Source organism: Bacillus atrophaeus (genome assembly GCF_001584335.1).
Lineage (GTDB): Bacteria > Bacillota > Bacilli > Bacillales > Bacillaceae > Bacillus > Bacillus atrophaeus.
Window position 1 is genome coordinate 563,179 of record NZ_LSBB01000020.1, and the last position, 16,973, is coordinate 580,151.

The following is a 16,973-nucleotide window of genomic DNA, read 5'->3' on the forward strand; positions in this document are numbered from 1 at the left end:
GTCAGCCTCCTTTTTTTGTTTAAAACGCCCAATTCCCATTTCTGAAAACAGGTTCTCTTTTTCCGTCTGCCGTAATGCCGTCAATACTCATATCTTTAGACCCTATCATAAAATCCACATGGGTAATGCTTTCATTCAGGCCTTCTTTTACGAGTTCCTCACGAGACATTTGTTTTCCGCCTTCAATGTTAAAGGCATAAGCACTGCCGATCGCCAAATGGTTTGACGCGTTTTCATCGAATAAGGTGTTATAAAAAAGAATATCCGACTTTGAAATCGGTGAATCATACGGCACAAGCGCCACTTCGCCAAGATAATGGGAGCCTTCATCCGTTTCAACTAATTCTTTTAGAATGTCTTCTCCTTTTTCGGCCTTAATATCTACAATACGGCCGTTTTTAAAGGTTAATGTAAAGTTATCGATAATATTTCCGCCATAACTTAAAGGCTTGGTGCTTGATACGGTTCCGTTTACACCGTCTTTTTGAGGCAGAGTGAACACTTCTTCGGTCGGCATGTTTGCCATAAATTCATTTCCGTTCTCATTAATGCTTCCTGCTCCCGCCCACACATGTTTCTTAGGAAGTTCAATCGTCAGGTCTGTTCCTTCCGCCTGATAATGCAAAGCGCTGTAGTGTTTCGCATTAAGATGATCGACCTTCTCATGAAGAGTTTGATCATGCTCTTTCCATGCTTGAACCGGATTTTCTTCATTTACCCGTGTTGTATTAAAAATCTCTTCCCACAGCAGCTGAATCGCTTCTTCTTCTGAATGACCGGGGAATACCTTTGATGCCCAGCCAGCCGATGCTGCGCCGATGACTGTCCAGCTGACCTTGTCTGATTGAATATATTGTCTGTATGTATGTAATGCTTTACCGGCTGCTTTTTGGAAAGCCGCAATTCGTTTTGATTCGATCCCTTTTAATAAATCTGGGCTTGATGATACGACTGAAATAAAGGCAGCACCTTTCTCAGCAAGCGCTTCTTTGCCTTTCGCTTCCCACTCCGGATACTCGTCAAAGGCTTCAGGCGGCGCCAATTCATATTTTAATCTTGATACTTCATCGTCCTGCCAGTTCACTGTCACATGTTTTGCGCCTTTTTCATAAGCGTGCTTTACAATTAGCCGGACAAAATCCCGCACCTCTGTAGACGCGTTGACGACAACATGCTGCCCCTTTTGGACATTAACGCCGACTTCAACCGCCAGCAGGGCGTATGTGCTTAATTTCTTTGAAAAAGAATCCATGGTTCATTCCTCCTAATCCTTTTTCTCATCATAACAAATATTCTCTCGAAAAGAAAAGAAAGGAGTGTGATTGAAAAAAGGCACAGCAAGCGCTGCGCCTCTTACGGATGATTCAGTTTTACAGTTTCTCCTGCGGGTGAAGGAGGCATATTCGCCAACGAGATACTCATTCCCCCGAGAATAATTCCGCTCAAAATAATCGCTATAGCTACTCGTCTTCCCAAATCTCTGATCATTTGTTTCCTCCTTATGGTTTCTCCATTCCTCACCATATGAACGAAACAAGGGAAAGAGAAGCAAAAGATTTATTAAATTTGCTTCTGGGTTCGTAAAAAGCTTATTTAACGGCTTTTTGAAGTTTATCAATCACTTCTAAAGAACGTCCGGTTCCGATTGCAACAGATTCAAGAGGATTAGGCGCAAGATGCACGGGAACGACAATTTCACTGGACAGCCACTCTTTAATGCCGTTTAACAGCGCGCCTCCGCCTGTTAAAATCACGCCGCGGTCTACAATGTCCCCGCTCAGTTCAGGCGGACAGTCCTCAAGGGTGGCTCTGATGGCTTCAAGAATATGAAGGAGAGATTCGCGCATTGCACCTTGAATTTCATTTGACTGAAGCATAATTGTTTTCGGCAGCCCTGTTACAAGATCGCGGCCGCGAATTTCAAGTATTTCAGGCGCATGTTCAATAAGCGCGTAGCCGATTTCCATTTTGACTTGCTCAGCAGTCCGTTCGCCAATCAGCAAATTATATTTCTTTCTGACGAAGGAGATGATATCTTCATCAAGCTGGTCGCCGCCGATACGGATGGAATGGCAGGATACAACACCGCCAAATGAAATAATGGCGACTTCAGTTGTTCCGCCGCCGATGTCTACCACTACATTGGCCACAGGCTCATCGACCGGCAGATCCGCACCGATTGCAGCAGCAACCGGTTCTTCAATTAAATGGACGTTTTTGGCGCCGCAATTTTTAACCGCGTCACTGATCGCGCGTCTTTCTACTGCCGTTGAGCCTGATGGGGTGCATACGACCACGTTTGGCTTTCTGAACGTCATGCCGATGCTTTTACCGGCTTTCTTCATGATGTGTTTTAACAAATCAGTTGTCATATCATAGTCTGCGATGACGCCGTCTTTCATAGGTCTGACTGCGACAATTTTTCCGGGTGTTTTCCCGATCATGTTTTTTGCATCGGTTCCGATCGCAAGTACTGCTTTTGTAGTCGTGTCTACTGCGACAACGGAAGGTTCATTTAAGATGATGCCTTTATTTTTACTGTAAACAAGTATATTAGCTGTTCCTAAGTCGATTCCAATTTCGGTTGATTGAAACATTTTTTCACCCAATCTCTATCCTGATTTAAAATGATTTTACATTTAAAGTTTCTTAAAAACTGTAGGATTTTTGGGGGTGGGTGTCGGGAATGAAATGTTTTTGTAAAAAAACGAAGAATTATGTATTTGACGTAATAAACATTTCGTTATAATGTCAAAAATATCTCTTGTTTCTGTGGAAAAAAGGAAACTTTTTTAAAGTTTCATTCGTCTAGGTTGTATTAAGGTCTAGCCTTGAACTTAGATGACTAAAGAAACATTTAAAGGAAGTAGGGGATTTCTATGAAATCAATTGGTGTTGTAAGGAAAGTAGATGAACTTGGCCGTATTGTTATGCCGATAGAATTAAGAAGAGCGTTAGATATTGCGATTAAAGACAGTATTGAGTTCTTTGTAGACGGAGATAAAATCGTCTTGAAAAAATATAAGCCGCACGGCGTGTGTTTAATGACAGGGGAAATTACGACAGAAAATAAAGAATACGGAAATGGAAAAATCATTTTAAGTCCAGAAGGCGCACAGCAGCTGCTTGACGAAATTCAAGCTGCTTTAAAAGCATAATGTGAAAAGTGGTAAAAAAGGCGGGGGGCGATTCTCCGCCTTTTTTTGCGTGCAGGTGTCTGATGGCTAGTCTATTTGCCGTGCAAGCGCGATTTTATTTGATGAAAAACAGGTAAGGAACCCCAAATAATTGGGATACTTTTCATATTTTAATCAAATGTTTTCTAAACAATGTTACAATAAACAGAGAAACACAAGCGGCAGGTGGGAGTATGAAAAAATATCAAGCACGCATCATTTCCACATCTCTGGCAATGATTTTTATTTTGTTTTGGGATTATATATTCTATTATATCGAAAAGAATCCGATTAACTGGCCTGTTGATATTTTATTTTCAGCAGTCGTCATTTTCAGTGTCTGGATGATGGCGTATTATTTCGATCAAAAACAACAGCTTATTGAAAAAGTCCAAGAAAGTGAACGCAAGTACAAATATCTTTCTAATGAAAAGAACCGCATCATGGATAATTTGCAAGAAATCGTATTTCAAACAAATGCAAAAGGTGAAATTACATATTTAAATCAAGCATGGGTGATCATTACCGGCTATTCGATCAAAGAATGTATGGGAACCATGTATAATGACTACTTTATTAAAGAAAAACACGTAGTCGACTATATCAGCAACCAAATCAGAATAAAGGCATCCTCGGGCACGTTTAACGCAAAGTATGTCACAAAAGCCGGCGTGGAATTTTGGGGCGAAGTACATTATAAGCTTTACTATGACAAGTATCACCGGTTCACAGGAAGCTTGGGGACTTTGTCTGATATCACAGAGCGGAAAAACGCCGAAGAGAAATTGTTTGAAACAAATGAGCGGCTCGCGATGCAGTCGCAAAAGCTGGCAATCGCAGGAGAACTTGCAGCCGGTATCGCCCACGAGGTAAGAAACCCTTTAACATCAGTAAGCGGGTTCCTTCAGCTCATGAAGACGCAATATCCTGACAGAACAGATTATTTTGACATTATATTTTCTGAGATTAAAAGGATTGATTTAGTGCTCGGTGAACTGCTGCTTCTCGCAAAGCCGCAGACGGTTACCTTTAAGCCTCATAAAATCAACGGCATTTTGAAACAAGTGACAACATTGCTTGATACAAATGCGGTACTGTCCAATATTGTGATTGAGAAGAATTTTAATCTGACGGAAAGCTGCAAAATTAACGGAGACGAAAATCAGCTGAAACAAGTGTTTATTAATATTATCAAAAACGGAATTGAAGCGATGCCTGCCGGCGGCGTTATTAATATTTCTTCTGAGAAAAAAGGGTCATACACAATCATCAGCATCAAAGATCAAGGAAGCGGCATGACAAAAGAAAATATGAAACAAATCGGTGAGCCTTTTTTCTCTACAAAGGAAAAGGGTACGGGGCTCGGCCTGCCGATTTGTTTAAGAATTTTGAAAGAACATAAAGGTGAATTGAAGATTGAAAGCGAATCTGGAAAAGGAAGCACGTTTTATGTTATTTTGCCTTTAGAGTCAGACAAGTGAGGGGAGAACAGGATGAATTCACTTCTGTTTGTATACGGCACATTAAGGAAGCATGAGACCTGTGACGGTGTCTTATCACAGTCAACATGCGTAAATCAGCAGGCAAGAATAAAGGGAAAGATGTACGATACAGGACAAGGGCGCCCGGCTGCGGCGTTTTCAGAACATACATATATTTGCGGAGAAGTATATGAAGCGGACGAATCTGTCATACATAAACTGGACTTTCTGAAAGAAGGATATCATAAACGGCGGGTTACCGTTGAGACTGACACCGGAAAGAAAACAGCATATGCCTATTTCATAAAGGAAGAAGAATGCGCCGCTTACACTGAAATTAAAAGCGGCGATTGGAAAGAATATCAGATGATCAGCCGCAAACAAAAGCCAGTGTATTATTTTGCTTACGGATCATGTATGGACAACGCACGCTTTAAAACGGCACGGGTCGACCATTATTTTAATCATCCGGTAGGCGGAGCCGGTCTTCCGGGGTATTCAACCCGATTTACGTTAAGGAGAGAAGATGGTTCAAGGGCTGATCTTGTAGAGGACGGGGGATCGGCAGAAGGGGTGTTATACCGCCTTCCCTTTGAAGCCGTTTCTTATTTGTATAAAAGAGAAGGTGTTGATTCGCGCACTTATCGTCCGGCCTTTGTGGATGTCGAGGCAGACGGACATTTGTACACAGACTGTTTAACATTTCTTGTGCTGGATAAAAAAGCGGAAATCGCGCCGCCTGAGCACTATAGCAGAGAAATTGAACGGGGCGCACAGCAGTATTTGTCAGCAGATTATGCTGAAAAGCTGAAGCGGCACATAGAATCACTGCCTATACAGCATGTTCGTTAAAAATATGATAAAATTTTCATCATGATATGTTAACTAAAGGAGCTCCATTATGAAAAAAGAATTTGCAGTCATTGGACTTGGCCGCTTTGGAGGCAGCATTTGCAAAGCATTAAGTGAAGAGGGCCTTGAGGTTATGGCAATGGATATTGATGAGGACAAGGTAAATGAATATGCCAAAATCGCTTCTCACGCCGTAATCGGAGATTCGACGGACGAATCTGTTTTGAAAAATTTAGGCCTGCGCAATTTTGATCATGTTATTGTAGCCATTGGTGAAAATATTCAAGCTAGTATTTTGACGACTCTGATACTAAAAGAATTGGGTGTCAACACAATCACGGTGAAAGCGCAAAACGATTATCATGAGAAAGTACTTTCTAAAATCGGCGCCGATCATATCGTGCATCCTGAACGTGACATGGCGAAAAGAATCGCCCATAACATCGTTTCAAACAATGTCCTCGATTATTTAGAGCTTTCTGAAGAGCACAGTCTCGTTGAGATTGTGGCAAACAGCCGCCTGGCCGGAAATACCTTGCTTGATTTAGACATCCGTGCCAAATACGGGGTAAACATCGTAGCCATTAAACGCGGGAAAGAGGTTATTGTGTCACCGCTGGCAACAGAAGTGATACAAAAAGAAGATATTTTAATTGTGATTGGTTCGATCACCGACATTTCCCGATTTGAAAAAAGAGTGCTGCACATAAAATAAATCAGCTGTAATGCCGTTCGATCGCTATGAACGGTTTTTTTGCCGTTTAATTATCTGAATATAAAAACATTCAATATGTTTGTACGATTTCTTCGGTTTTTTATTGACTAAGCATTATCGTTCCGATAGCATATTGTACCATATAAATAAAAAGAGGAGGGGGCATAATTGAATAAGGAAACATTGGTCAAACGGCTTGACGCTTCAGCCCGCCGGAGAAAAGCTGATACCGTCATCAAGAACGGAAAAATCATGGATGTTTTTAACCAAGAATGGATTCAAGCTGATATCGCCATTACTGACGGAGTGATCATCGGTCTGGGCCAGTATGAAGGGGAAGAAACAATAGACGCAGAAGGCCAAATGATTGTACCGGGTTTTATTGACGGACATGTACATATCGAATCCTCTATGGTGACACCGATAGAGTTTGCAAAAGCGGTTTTGCCGCATGGTGTGACAACCATTATTACTGATCCGCATGAAATCGCGAATGTCGCCGGAGGTAAAGGAATCAAATTTATGATTGAACAGGCGCGAAAAACGCCGCTGAATATACATTTTATGCTGCCCTCCAGTGTTCCCGCCGCAAGCTTCGAGAGATCTGGCGCCATCTTGAAAGCGGCAGACCTTAAGTCTTTCTATAAAGAGGAAGAGGTATTGGGGCTTGCGGAGGTTATGGATTATGTATCAGTCGGACAAGGCGAAGACGATATGCTGGATAAATTGCTTGATGCCAAGCTGGCCGGAAAGCGAATTGACGGCCATCTAGCGGGCTTATCAACAGATTTCGTCAATATATACAGAACGGCTTTTGTCCTGAATGATCATGAAGTAACAACTAAAGAAGAAGCGCTTGACCGCATCAGAAGAGGAATGTATGTCATGCTTCGTGAAGGATCAGTAGCCAAAAATGTCCTCAATGTTCTGCCGGCTGTAAATGAAAAAAATGCCCGCCGATTCTTTTTCTGTACGGATGATAAGCATGTGGATGATTTATTGGAAGAGGGAAGCATTAATCATCAGGTCAAAATAGCCATTAAAGCAGGGCTTGATCCGTTTTTAGCTTATCAATTGGGCAGCCTGAATGCGGCGGAATGCTACGGCCTTGATACAAAAGGCGCTATCGCACCGGGCTATGATGCTGATCTGCTGTTCATTTCAAACATAGAAAATGTCAGTATCACAAAGACAATGGTAAAAGGACAAACAATCGCGGAAAAAGGACGAAACGTATATCAAAAAGAGCAGGAGTCTATTACACCAGATCAGTCTCTGCTTCAATCCGTCCGTCTTGCGCCTCTGAACAAACAAGATTTTGTCATACCAATTGACCCGAAAAAGAATATTCGTGTCATTCGTATTATCCCGAATCAGCTTGAAACAAAGCTGATTAGTGCCCCTGCGGCCAATAGTGTGTTTCAGCCGGATATCAATCAAGATTTATTAAAGATTGCTGTTGTTGAACGGCATAAAGCATTGAGGGAAACAGGCCTTGGGGTTGTTCAAGGCTTTGGTTTAAAAGACGGAGCGCTGGCGACTACTATTTCTCATGATTCACATAATATTATAGCTGTTGGCACGAACGATACGGATATAGCAGCTGCGGTCAATCAGCTCCAGGAAATCGGCGGCGGATTAACGGTCGTAAAAGGCGGCAAGGAGCTTCACTCCGTTCCGCTTCCGATCGCAGGTTTATTATCTGATCAATCTGCTGAATGGGTAAACGACAGCCTGCACGTTCTTCATGAACAGCTTTCATTGATCGGGTTCACCGGTGATTTCAATCCTTTCCTTACTCTTTCATTTTTGGCGTTACCAGTCATTCCTGATATAAAAATGACGACAAAAGGGCTTTTTGATGTAAAAGCGTTTCAACATATTTCATTACAATAAAAAAGATGCACTCAAGGTCGAGTGCATCTTTTTTTATACTTCCATAATAATCGGAAGGATCATCGGACGGCGTTTTGTCTTTTCGTATAGGAAAGGAGCAAGCGTGTCTGTTATTTCGTTTTTAATTTCAGACCATTGAGTTGTTTTTCTTTCCATAACCGTTTCTAAATGGTTTGAAATCAGCTCTTGTGCGTCATGGATCAGATCACCGGATTCTCTCATATAAACGAATCCTCTTGAAATCAAGTCAGGACCTGCTGAGATTTTAAATTCATTCATATCCATGCTGACAACTACAATGACAAGTCCTTCTTCGGACAGAATTCTGCGGTCGCGAAGTACAATGTTGCCGATATCGCCAATTCCGCTTCCGTCAATATACACTGAACCGGATGGAATTTTGCCCGCTACAGAAGCTTCATTGCCTTTAAGCGCTAAAACCTCGCCATTATCCATGATAAAGCAGTTTTCTTCTGGTATGCCGCAATCTGTCGCAAGCTTGATATGCATTTTTTGCATTCTGTATTCCCCGTGAATCGGCATAAAGAATTTAGGCTTCATCAAGCGGAGCATCAGCTTTTGTTCTTCCTGTCCGCCGTGTCCGGATGTATGGATATCACTAAGCGATCCGTGAATAACCTCGGCACCGGCACGGTACAATTGGTTGATTGTACGGCTTACGCTGATTGTGTTCCCCGGTATAGGAGATGAAGAAAAGACTACCGTATCTCCCGGATTAATTGAGATTTGACGGTGAGTGCCGTTTGCAATCCGTGACAATGCGGCCATCGGCTCTCCCTGGCTTCCCGTACATAAAATCGTTACTTTGTTTGCAGGGATCCGATTAATTTCATTGTGCTCGATAAATGTATTTTTAGGACAGTTAATATACCCGAGATTTTGGCCTATTTCAATTGCCGATTCCATACTGCGTCCAAATACGGCGACTTTTCTGCCGTTTAACACGGCAGCTTCTATTACCTGCTGCAAACGGTGAATGTTCGAAGCAAAGGTTGCAAAGATAATTCTTCCGTCCACTTTTCGGAAAATATCGTGAATGCTCTCACCGACACGGCGTTCAGACATAGTGAAATCGGGTACTTCACTGTTTGTGCTGTCTGATAAGAGGCATAACACGCCTTCTTTTCCGATCTCAGCCATCTTTGTCAAGTCCGCCGGTTCACCGACTGGAGTAAAGTCGAACTTGAAGTCTCCAGTATGTACGATGTTTCCGGGCGGTGTTTTCACAACAACCCCGTAGGAATCCGGAATACTGTGAGTGGTTCTGAAGAAGGATACAGCTGTTTTTCTGAATTTAATAATATCGTCTTCACCGATAATATTGAGTTTCGTTTGTCTTAATAAACCATGCTCTTCAAGTTTATTCCGAAGTAAGCCGATCGCGAGTTTACCGCCGTAAACGGGAATATTAACTTGTCTGAGCAGATACGGAATGCCGCCAATGTGGTCTTCATGTCCGTGTGTAATAAACAAACCTTTAATTTTATCTTCGTTCTTAACTAAATACGTGTAATCGGGAATGACATAGTCAATGCCGAGAAGCTCATCTTCCGGAAACTTAATTCCCGCATCAATCAGAACAATCTCGTCTTGAAACTGCACTCCGTACGTATTTTTGCCGATTTCACCCAAACCTCCGAGGGCGAAAACAGCAGCCTGATCATTTTTTACAAATTTCATTCCGCTCATAACTCCAATACTTTAAAATTTTCGCTCTGTTTTTCGTATTCTAAAAAAGCACCGTCAACAGATTGAACAAATTCAATGTTATACTTTTTGTCTTTTAGCTTAGTTCTGACGTCTCTTTCTGATACGCCTTCAATATAAAGTGAAGCTGTTTTTTCACGAACAGGTACTTCGTCAGCCTTCTCTTGATAAAATACCTTATAAATCATCCAAATCTCTCCTTAAATGCCGTATGTTAGACTCGCTTATTCTATTATATTCGAAAACCGAATATAAGAAAAGTCTTGAGCAAAAAAGGACCATTCGAAAAACGAAGGATCCCTTGTCAGGCAATGCCTTTTTTACGGAGCATTCCGTTCCATTGTCGTCTTATTTTTTTGCGTAATCGGCGCAGCATCTGAAAACCTCCTTACAAAACATATCAACTAGGCCAATTCTCTTTAAGGATAGTATGCGGAGTTATGATGTGAATTTTCATGGGTATTTATGGGATTTGAATGAAAAAGTAAAGGAAATGGTTTGCCCGAAGAAAAACTTTCTGTATGATGGGAGTGGGAAAGCATGTACTAAGTGACAATGGGATAAAGGAGAAATCAGCCATGGATACGAAATTAATCTTTCTGGATATTGACGGAACAATATATGATCATGATAAAAATATACCTGAGAGTACAAGGGAAACAGTTGCGGCGCTTCAGGAGCGGGGGCACCATGTGTTTATCGCCAGCGGCCGTGCGCCGTTTATGGTTAAACCGATCTTGAATGAACTGGGGATCCATTCGTTTATCTCCTACAATGGACAGTACGTTGTCTTTGAAGGGGAAGTCATTTTTAAAAATCCGCTGCCTGAACAAGCGATCAAGCGTCTGTTAAAACAAGCCGGCGAAGGTAAGCACCCTGTTGTATTTATGGCGGAAGACGCCATGAAGACCAACACCGATAAGCATCCCCACGTATTCGAAGGGATCAGCAGTTTAAAGGCTCAGTATCCGGAACTGGATGAATTATTTTACGAGGGAAAAGAAATCTTCCAGCTCCTTTTATTCTGCCGCGATCATGAAGAAAAAGCGTATACGGCTATGAACGAGTTTGATTTCGTGCGCTGGCATGAGGTTTCCACTGATGTGCTTCCTCGCGGCGGATCAAAAGCGGAAGGAATTAAAAAAGTGATCGAACGGCTTCCTTTTGACATCAGCGATACATATGCGTTCGGTGACGGGCTCAATGACCTGCAAATGATTGAGTTTGTCGGAACGGGCGTTGCCATGGGAAATGCAGTGCCGGAATTGAAAGAAATCGCGGATTTTGTGACCAAACCCGTAGATGAAGACGGGATCGCGTTTGCTGTAAAAGAATTAGGGCTTTTGAAATAAAAAAAACGGCTGACACTACTGATGTGTCGGCCGTTTTTAATTTACCGTTCAATAGGGACTGCGTTGTCCGGTTCCCGAAATGGATTCTCTTTATCAATATGGTCATAAAACATCACGCCGTTCAGGTGATCAATTTCATGTTGAAATACAATAGCGAGGAAACCTTTTAACCGAATATCAATCTCTTCTCCTTCAAGCGTCGTTGCTTTCACTCTGATTCGGGCGTACCTGGGAACATAGCCGGGGATAGCCTCATCAACGGAAAGGCACCCTTCTCCGCTGGTTAAATAGCTTTTTTCAACCGAATGGCTGATGATTTTCGGATTAAACAGCGCATAGCTGTACAAGGTTCCTGAAGCGTCCTCAGCGTGTATCGCTATCATTCGTTTGTTTATATTGATTTGAGGCGCAGCGAGCCCCACTCCGGGCCGAAGCTGATGCTGTTCAGCCAGCACAGGATCTTGGCTGTTTTTTACAAACTCAATCATCTCAGCCAGCTGTTTTTTTTCTGTATCACTTGCAGGCAGCTGAACGTTTTCAGCAACCTCTCTGAGTGCGGGATGTCCGTCACGCACAATATTCTCCATAGTAATCAAGAAACTTCACTCCTAAAGCTTAATATGTAAATTATAAAGGATTTCTTTAGCGCGGCGCAACGAATCAAATAAGACCAGCCGTTTTAAGGCTGGTCAATCGTCCGCATTTAGCAGCCTAAATAAGCAGCGCCGACGATAATCAACAAGATAAACAATACAACGATTAAAGCGAATGTGCGTCCGTAGCCGCCTCCGCAGCCTCCACCGTACCCATAACCGCCGTACCCATAACCGCCGTAACTGCAACAGCCTCCGCCATATCCATAACCGTACATAAAAAAACCTCCTCTTGTAATTACGCGCAGCCTTTTTTGTAGGCATAGCGTCTACTATAACCTATGTAAAAGCACAGAAGTTGTATGGTCATATGCCCTGATTTTTCATTTTTTTTACTTCATTTTTTTGAGCGCCGAGACTCTGCATAAATGAGGACTGGTTTGTCGAAACATTCAATTACAGCTCAGCTATTGTCAAAATCCGCGAGAGATCCTATAGTAGAAAATGTCAAGATTGGGGGATTTCAGCGTGAAATTTAATAAAAAACACATATTTGCAGGGATCTGTGCGCTTGGCGCGTCAAGTGTGCTGCTGACCGGCTGTGCGGAACAGGATCCGGTTGAATCGCTGCATGACTCATTAGAAAAAGTCGTGCAGCTGGAAAAACCGTTTCAAAAAGAACAGAAGACATTAGAAAAGTTGGAGAAGGATGAGAATAAGCTGTACGACAGCGTAATTCAATTGAATATGGATGATTATAAAAAGATCGTCTCATTATCAAATCAGGCACTTGATAATGCCAGCAAGCGTGAGGAACATCTGAAAACCGAAAAGAGCAGTATTGACGATTCCAAAAAGGAATTTAAAACAGCAAAAGAATCGGCAGAAGATATTAAAGATGAGAAAATTAAAGAAAAAGCTGAAAATGCAGCTTCCTATATGGAGAAGAGATATTCTTCCTACAGCTCCATGTATAAGGAATATGAAAAGGCAATCAAACTGGACAAAGAACTGTATAAGCTTATGAAGAAAAAAGACTTGACATTGGATGATTTAGATCAGCAGATCGACAAAGTGAACACTTCCTATGATAAAGTACTCAAACAAAGCGAAGAATTTAATAAGCAAACGGAAAAATATAATCAAGCGAGAGAAGAGTTATATAACACTGCAGGGTTTGATGTGAAAAAGAGCTGACTGGTCAGCTCTTTTTTTATTTAAAAATGAGTTTCGCTAAATTTTTAATTTTCTATTGTAGTACAGCACTCTACTGTATACTAGTACAGTTTTAAAGGTGGGGAAACACAGGATGACCATTGAAAATATAAAGCGAATACATTTATTGAAAATCAATGATTAAAACGATTGACGGGTCTTCTTTGTTTAGTGTAAACTAATCCATGTTAAGTGATGTTGTATTAGTTTTTTTAAAACTACAAGATAATACAGTTCAGAAAAGAATGTGACTATCCTACATAAAAGGTTTTGGCAAACTGGGGATCGGCTAAAATATATACGACTTACTGCTAATACTTTAGGGTACCCTAAGTTTGTATGTATAAAAGGTATGCACGTCTAATGACTGTTTAAAAGAAAGGAAGAGGTGACTTTAGTATGGCTGCAAAAACGAAAAAAGCTATCGTTGACAGTAAAAAGCAATTTGATGCCATTAAAAAGCAGTTCGAAACGTTCCAAATTTTAAATGAAAAGGGAGAAGTCGTGAATGAAGCGGCGATGCCTGATTTATCTGATGATCAATTAAAAGAGCTTATGCGCCGCATGGTATTTACGCGTGTGCTTGATCAGCGCTCCATTTCATTGAACCGCCAAGGGCGTCTCGGTTTCTACGCTCCTACTGCCGGTCAGGAAGCTTCACAAATTGCAACACATTTCGCGCTTAAAAAAGAAGATTTTGTTCTTCCGGGATACCGTGATGTGCCTCAGTTAATTTGGCACGGCCTTCCATTGTATCAAGCGTTCCTTTTCTCTCGCGGACATTTCAGAGGAAACCAAATGCCTGATGATGTGAACGCCCTTTCTCCGCAAATCATTATCGGTGCGCAGTACATTCAAACTGCAGGTGTTGCACTAGGTCTTAAAAAACGCGGCAAGAAAGCTGTTGCAATTACTTATACTGGTGACGGGGGAGCTTCTCAAGGGGACTTCTACGAAGGAATCAACTTTGCCGGTGCTTATAAAGCCCCTGCGATTTTCGTTGTTCAAAACAACCGTTACGCAATCTCAACTCCGGTTGAAAAACAATCTGCAGCGAGCACAATTGCTCAAAAAGCGGCAGCTGCTGGTATTGTCGGTGTTCAAGTAGACGGAATGGATGCACTTGCTGTGTACGCTGCAACTGCAGAAGCACGCGAGCGCGCTGTAAACGGCGAAGGCCCGACTTTGATTGAAACTCTTACATTCCGTTACGGCCCGCACACAATGGCTGGTGACGATCCGACGAAATACCGTACGAAAGAAATTGAAAACGAATGGGAACAAAAAGATCCGCTTGTTCGTTTCCGCGCGTTCTTAGAAAACAAAGGCCTATGGTCTGAAGAAGAAGAAACGAAAGTTATTGAGGCTGCGAAAGAAGAAATCAAGCAAGCCATCAAAAAAGCGGATGAAGAACCAAAACAAAAAGTATCAGATTTAATCAATATTATGTATGAAGAACTGCCTTACAACCTTGAAGAGCAGTTAGAAACTTATACACAGAAGGAGTCGAAGTAAGCCATGGCGCAAATGACAATGATTCAAGCAATCACGGATGCGTTACGCACAGAACTGAAAAATGACGAAAACGTCTTAGTTTTCGGAGAAGACGTTGGTGTAAACGGCGGCGTATTCCGTGCGACTGAAGGTTTGCAAAAAGAATTTGGTGAGGATCGCGTATTTGACACGCCACTTGCTGAATCTGGTATCGGCGGTCTTGCCCTTGGTTTAGGCTTAAATGATTTCCGTCCGGTTATGGAGATTCAATTCTTCGGATTTGTATATGAAGTAATGGATTCAGTTTCAGGACAAATGGCACGTATGCGCTACCGTTCAGGCGGACGCTGGACTTCACCAGTTACGATCCGTTCTCCTTTCGGCGGCGGTGTTCATACTCCTGAACTTCACGCTGACAGCTTGGAAGGGCTTGTAGCTCAGCAGCCTGGTCTTAAAGTTGTTATCCCGTCAACTCCATATGACGCTAAAGGTCTTTTGATCTCTGCAATCCGCGACAATGATCCGGTTGTATTCTTAGAGCATATGAAGCTGTACCGTTCTTTCCGTCAGGAAGTTCCTGAAGAAGAGTACACAATTGAACTTGGCAAAGCTGATGTGAAACGTGAAGGAACTGATCTTTCCATCATCACTTACGGTGCAATGGTTCATGAATCATTAAAAGCTGCTGAAGAGCTTGAAAAAGACGGCATTTCTGCTGAGGTTGTCGACCTTCGCACAGTCAGCCCGCTTGATATTGAAACGATCATCGCATCTGTAGAAAAAACAGGCCGCGCGATTGTGGTTCAAGAGGCTCAAAAACAAGCCGGCGTTGCTGCTAACGTAGTAGCTGAAATTAACGACCGCGCGATCTTAAGCTTGGAAGCTCCTGTGCTTCGCGTAACAGCGCCTGACACAGTATTTGCTTTCTCTCAAGCTGAGAGCGTATGGCTTCCAAACCATAAAGACGTTCTTGAAACAGCCAGAAAAGTACTTGAATTTTAATCAAACTTCATAAAAAGGAGGAAAAGACTTGATCTTTTCCTCCATTATATAATCAGAGCGTGTGTTTCTGAATTTTCAATGCTTACGATTCAAACTTAAAATTGCTTAATCAAACTAGGAGGTCGAGAACTGTGGCATTTGAATTTAAACTTCCAGATATCGGGGAAGGTATCCACGAAGGCGAAATCGTAAAATGGTTTGTCAAGCCAAACGACGAGGTAGACGAAGATGATGTGCTTGCAGAAGTACAAAATGATAAAGCAGTAGTAGAAATTCCTTCACCTGTAAAAGGAAAAGTATTAGAATTAAAAGTTGAAGAGGGAACAGTTGCAACTGTTGGACAAACGATTATTACGTTTGATGCACCTGGTTACGAAGACCTTCAATTTAAAGGAAGCGAAGAGTCAGGCGACGCAAAAACTGAAGCGCAAGTTCAGTCAACTGGTGAAGCCGGACAAGACGTAGCTAAAGAAGAACGCGCAGAAGAGCCTGCTAAAGCAACTGGTGCCGGACAACAGGACCAAGCGGAAGCAGATCCGAATAAACGCGTTATCGCGATGCCTTCTGTTCGCAAATATGCGCGCGAAAAAGGCGTTGATATCAAAAAAGTAACAGGTTCTGGAAACAACGGACGTGTTGTAAAAGAAGATATTGACAGCTTCGTAAATGGGGGAGCATCTCAAGAGACAGCTGCGCCGCAAGAAACAGCATCGAAAGAATCTGCTGCTAAGCCGGCTGCTGCTGCACCAGCTCCTGAAGGCGAGTTCCCTGAGACACGCGAAAAAATGAGCGGTATCCGCAAAGCAATTGCTAAAGCGATGGTTAACTCTAAACATACTGCTCCTCACGTTACTCTAATGGACGAAATTGATGTAACAAACCTTGTTGCTCATCGTAAACAGTTCAAACAGGTTGCTGCTGATCAAGGAGTTAAGCTGACATACTTGCCTTATGTTGTTAAAGCTCTTACATCTGCACTTAAAAAATTCCCTGTTCTAAACACTTCAATTGACGATAAAACAGATGAAGTTGTTCAGAAGCATTACTACAACATCGGTATCGCTGCTGATACTGAAAAAGGCTTGTTAGTTCCTGTTGTGAAAAATGCTGATCGTAAAGCGATCTTTGAAATTTCTGATGAAATCAACGGCCTTGCAACAAAAGCACGTGAAGGTAAGCTTGCTCCTGCAGAAATGAAAGGCGCATCTTGCACAATCACTAACATCGGTTCTGCGGGCGGACAATGGTTCACTCCGGTTATCAACCATCCAGAGGTTGCAATTCTCGGAATCGGCCGCATTGCTGAAAAAGCGATTGTACGTGACGGCGAAATTGTAGCTGCTCCAGTCTTGGCTCTTTCTCTCAGCTTTGACCACCGTATGATTGACGGAGCAACTGCACAAAATGCGTTAAATCACATCAAGCGTTTACTAAACGATCCACAATTAATTTTAATGGAGGCGTAATGT

General features: G+C 42.3%; 17 protein-coding genes. 10 read left to right on the forward strand and 7 right to left on the reverse strand.

Annotated features, from left to right (window positions below; translation table 11 throughout):
• Positions 1–19 precede the first annotated feature (19 nt).
• The 3 genes from AXI57_RS16530 to mreBH form a co-directional block, all read right to left on the reverse strand.
• Entirely contained in the window at positions 20–1,252 is a 1,233-nt protein-coding gene (locus AXI57_RS16530; RefSeq protein ID WP_010788481.1) for an aminopeptidase, read from the reverse strand.
• Between the two features lie 101 nt (positions 1,253–1,353).
• The gene (locus AXI57_RS21475; RefSeq protein WP_010788482.1) at positions 1,354–1,488 is read right to left on the reverse strand and encodes a protein YkpC; all 135 of its coding nucleotides are present in this window, start codon (positions 1,486–1,488) and stop codon (positions 1,354–1,356) included.
• Between the two features lie 101 nt (positions 1,489–1,589).
• Entirely contained in the window at positions 1,590–2,597 is a 1,008-nt protein-coding gene (mreBH, locus tag AXI57_RS16535) for a cell shape-determining protein MreBH (RefSeq protein WP_061670906.1), read from the reverse strand.
• Positions 2,598–2,879: 282 nt separating this feature from the next.
• Between mreBH and abhA the strand changes: the two genes are divergently transcribed.
• From abhA to ade, 5 genes are all read left to right on the forward strand, one after another.
• Positions 2,880–3,158 carry a transcriptional regulator AbhA gene (gene abhA / locus AXI57_RS16540; RefSeq protein WP_003329146.1) on the forward strand — a complete coding sequence of 93 codons (279 nt, stop codon included), beginning with the start codon at positions 2,880–2,882 and terminating at the stop codon, positions 3,156–3,158.
• 212 nt (positions 3,159–3,370) lie between these two features.
• Positions 3,371–4,657 (forward strand): ATP-binding protein, encoded by a 1,287-nt coding sequence (locus AXI57_RS16545; RefSeq protein WP_003329145.1) that lies wholly within the window; start codon positions 3,371–3,373, stop codon positions 4,655–4,657.
• Between the two features lie 12 nt (positions 4,658–4,669).
• A complete protein-coding gene (locus tag AXI57_RS16550) occupies positions 4,670–5,509 on the forward strand; it encodes a gamma-glutamylcyclotransferase family protein (RefSeq protein WP_003329144.1) in 840 nt (279 codons plus the stop codon).
• Positions 5,510–5,558: 49 nt separating this feature from the next.
• On the forward strand, positions 5,559–6,224 hold the full coding sequence (gene ktrC / locus AXI57_RS16555; RefSeq protein WP_010788485.1) for a Ktr system potassium transporter KtrC: 666 nt from the start codon (positions 5,559–5,561) through the stop codon (positions 6,222–6,224).
• 168 nt (positions 6,225–6,392) lie between these two features.
• A complete protein-coding gene (gene ade, locus AXI57_RS16560) occupies positions 6,393–8,120 on the forward strand; it encodes an adenine deaminase (protein ID WP_061670709.1) in 1,728 nt (575 codons plus the stop codon).
• A gap of 33 nt (positions 8,121–8,153) precedes the next feature.
• Here the strand turns inward: ade and rnjA are convergent, their stop codons facing one another.
• Together rnjA and AXI57_RS16570 are read right to left on the reverse strand one after the other, a co-directional pair.
• Positions 8,154–9,821 (reverse strand): ribonuclease J1, encoded by a 1,668-nt coding sequence (gene rnjA, locus AXI57_RS16565; RefSeq protein ID WP_003329141.1) that lies wholly within the window; start codon positions 9,819–9,821, stop codon positions 8,154–8,156.
• Between the two features lie 5 nt (positions 9,822–9,826).
• The gene (locus AXI57_RS16570; RefSeq protein WP_003329140.1) at positions 9,827–10,036 is read right to left on the reverse strand and encodes a DNA-dependent RNA polymerase subunit epsilon; all 210 of its coding nucleotides are present in this window, start codon (positions 10,034–10,036) and stop codon (positions 9,827–9,829) included.
• A gap of 390 nt (positions 10,037–10,426) precedes the next feature.
• On the opposite strand from AXI57_RS16570, the gene AXI57_RS16575 reads away from it, so the two are divergent.
• Positions 10,427–11,200 (forward strand): Cof-type HAD-IIB family hydrolase, encoded by a 774-nt coding sequence (locus AXI57_RS16575; RefSeq protein ID WP_003329138.1) that lies wholly within the window; start codon positions 10,427–10,429, stop codon positions 11,198–11,200.
• 41 nt (positions 11,201–11,241) lie between these two features.
• On the opposite strand, the gene def is transcribed toward AXI57_RS16575, so the two are convergent.
• Entirely contained in the window at positions 11,242–11,796 is a 555-nt protein-coding gene (gene def / locus AXI57_RS16580) for a peptide deformylase (protein WP_003329137.1), read from the reverse strand.
• Between the two features lie 107 nt (positions 11,797–11,903).
• On the reverse strand, positions 11,904–12,071 hold the full coding sequence (locus AXI57_RS16585; RefSeq protein WP_061670710.1) for a YjcZ family sporulation protein: 168 nt from the start codon (positions 12,069–12,071) through the stop codon (positions 11,904–11,906).
• A 226-nt stretch (positions 12,072–12,297) separates the two neighbouring features.
• Between AXI57_RS16585 and AXI57_RS16590 the strand changes: the two genes are divergently transcribed.
• The 4 genes from AXI57_RS16590 (at position 12,298) to pdhC (ending at position 16,970) form a co-directional block, all read left to right on the forward strand.
• Positions 12,298–12,990, forward strand: a complete 693-nt coding sequence (locus AXI57_RS16590; protein ID WP_061670711.1) for a YkyA family protein — start codon at positions 12,298–12,300, stop codon at positions 12,988–12,990.
• 417 nt (positions 12,991–13,407) lie between these two features.
• Positions 13,408–14,523 carry a pyruvate dehydrogenase (acetyl-transferring) E1 component subunit alpha gene (gene pdhA / locus AXI57_RS16595; RefSeq protein ID WP_061670712.1) on the forward strand — a complete coding sequence of 372 codons (1,116 nt, stop codon included), beginning with the start codon at positions 13,408–13,410 and terminating at the stop codon, positions 14,521–14,523.
• A gap of 3 nt (positions 14,524–14,526) precedes the next feature.
• Complete coding sequence (pdhB, locus tag AXI57_RS16600; protein ID WP_003329133.1) at positions 14,527–15,504, forward strand: pyruvate dehydrogenase complex E1 component subunit beta; 978 nt, start codon at positions 14,527–14,529, stop codon at positions 15,502–15,504.
• A gap of 131 nt (positions 15,505–15,635) precedes the next feature.
• Positions 15,636–16,970: a pyruvate dehydrogenase complex dihydrolipoyllysine-residue acetyltransferase gene (gene pdhC, locus AXI57_RS16605; protein ID WP_003329132.1), complete on the forward strand. Its 1,335-nt coding sequence runs from the start codon at positions 15,636–15,638 to the stop codon at positions 16,968–16,970.
• The last annotated feature ends 3 nt before the right edge of the window (positions 16,971–16,973 follow it).

Excerpts from the sequence above, each read along its gene's own strand:
- AXI57_RS21475 (WP_010788482.1), bottom strand. The coding sequence starts at position 1,488 with ATGATCAGAGATTTGGGAAGACGAGTAGCTATAGCGATTATTTTGAGC.
- rnjA (WP_003329141.1), bottom strand. The coding sequence starts at position 9,821 with ATGAAATTTGTAAAAAATGATCAGGCTGCTGTTTTCGCCCTCGGAGGT.
- AXI57_RS16550 (WP_003329144.1), top strand. The coding sequence starts at position 4,670 with ATGAATTCACTTCTGTTTGTATACGGCACATTAAGGAAGCATGAGACC.
- AXI57_RS16585 (WP_061670710.1), bottom strand. The coding sequence starts at position 12,071 with ATGTACGGTTATGGATATGGCGGAGGCTGTTGCAGTTACGGCGGTTAT.
- AXI57_RS16575 (WP_003329138.1), top strand. The coding sequence starts at position 10,427 with ATGGATACGAAATTAATCTTTCTGGATATTGACGGAACAATATATGAT.
- AXI57_RS16590 (WP_061670711.1), top strand. The coding sequence starts at position 12,298 with ATGTCAAGATTGGGGGATTTCAGCGTGAAATTTAATAAAAAACACATA.
- AXI57_RS16545 (WP_003329145.1), top strand. The coding sequence starts at position 3,371 with ATGAAAAAATATCAAGCACGCATCATTTCCACATCTCTGGCAATGATT.
- pdhB (WP_003329133.1), top strand. The coding sequence starts at position 14,527 with ATGGCGCAAATGACAATGATTCAAGCAATCACGGATGCGTTACGCACA.
- mreBH (WP_061670906.1), bottom strand. The coding sequence starts at position 2,597 with ATGTTTCAATCAACCGAAATTGGAATCGACTTAGGAACAGCTAATATA.
- pdhA (WP_061670712.1), top strand. The coding sequence starts at position 13,408 with ATGGCTGCAAAAACGAAAAAAGCTATCGTTGACAGTAAAAAGCAATTT.
- AXI57_RS16570 (WP_003329140.1), bottom strand. The coding sequence starts at position 10,036 with ATGATTTATAAGGTATTTTATCAAGAGAAGGCTGACGAAGTACCTGTT.
- abhA (WP_003329146.1), top strand. The coding sequence starts at position 2,880 with ATGAAATCAATTGGTGTTGTAAGGAAAGTAGATGAACTTGGCCGTATT.
- ktrC (WP_010788485.1), top strand. The coding sequence starts at position 5,559 with ATGAAAAAAGAATTTGCAGTCATTGGACTTGGCCGCTTTGGAGGCAGC.
- AXI57_RS16530 (WP_010788481.1), bottom strand. The coding sequence starts at position 1,252 with ATGGATTCTTTTTCAAAGAAATTAAGCACATACGCCCTGCTGGCGGTT.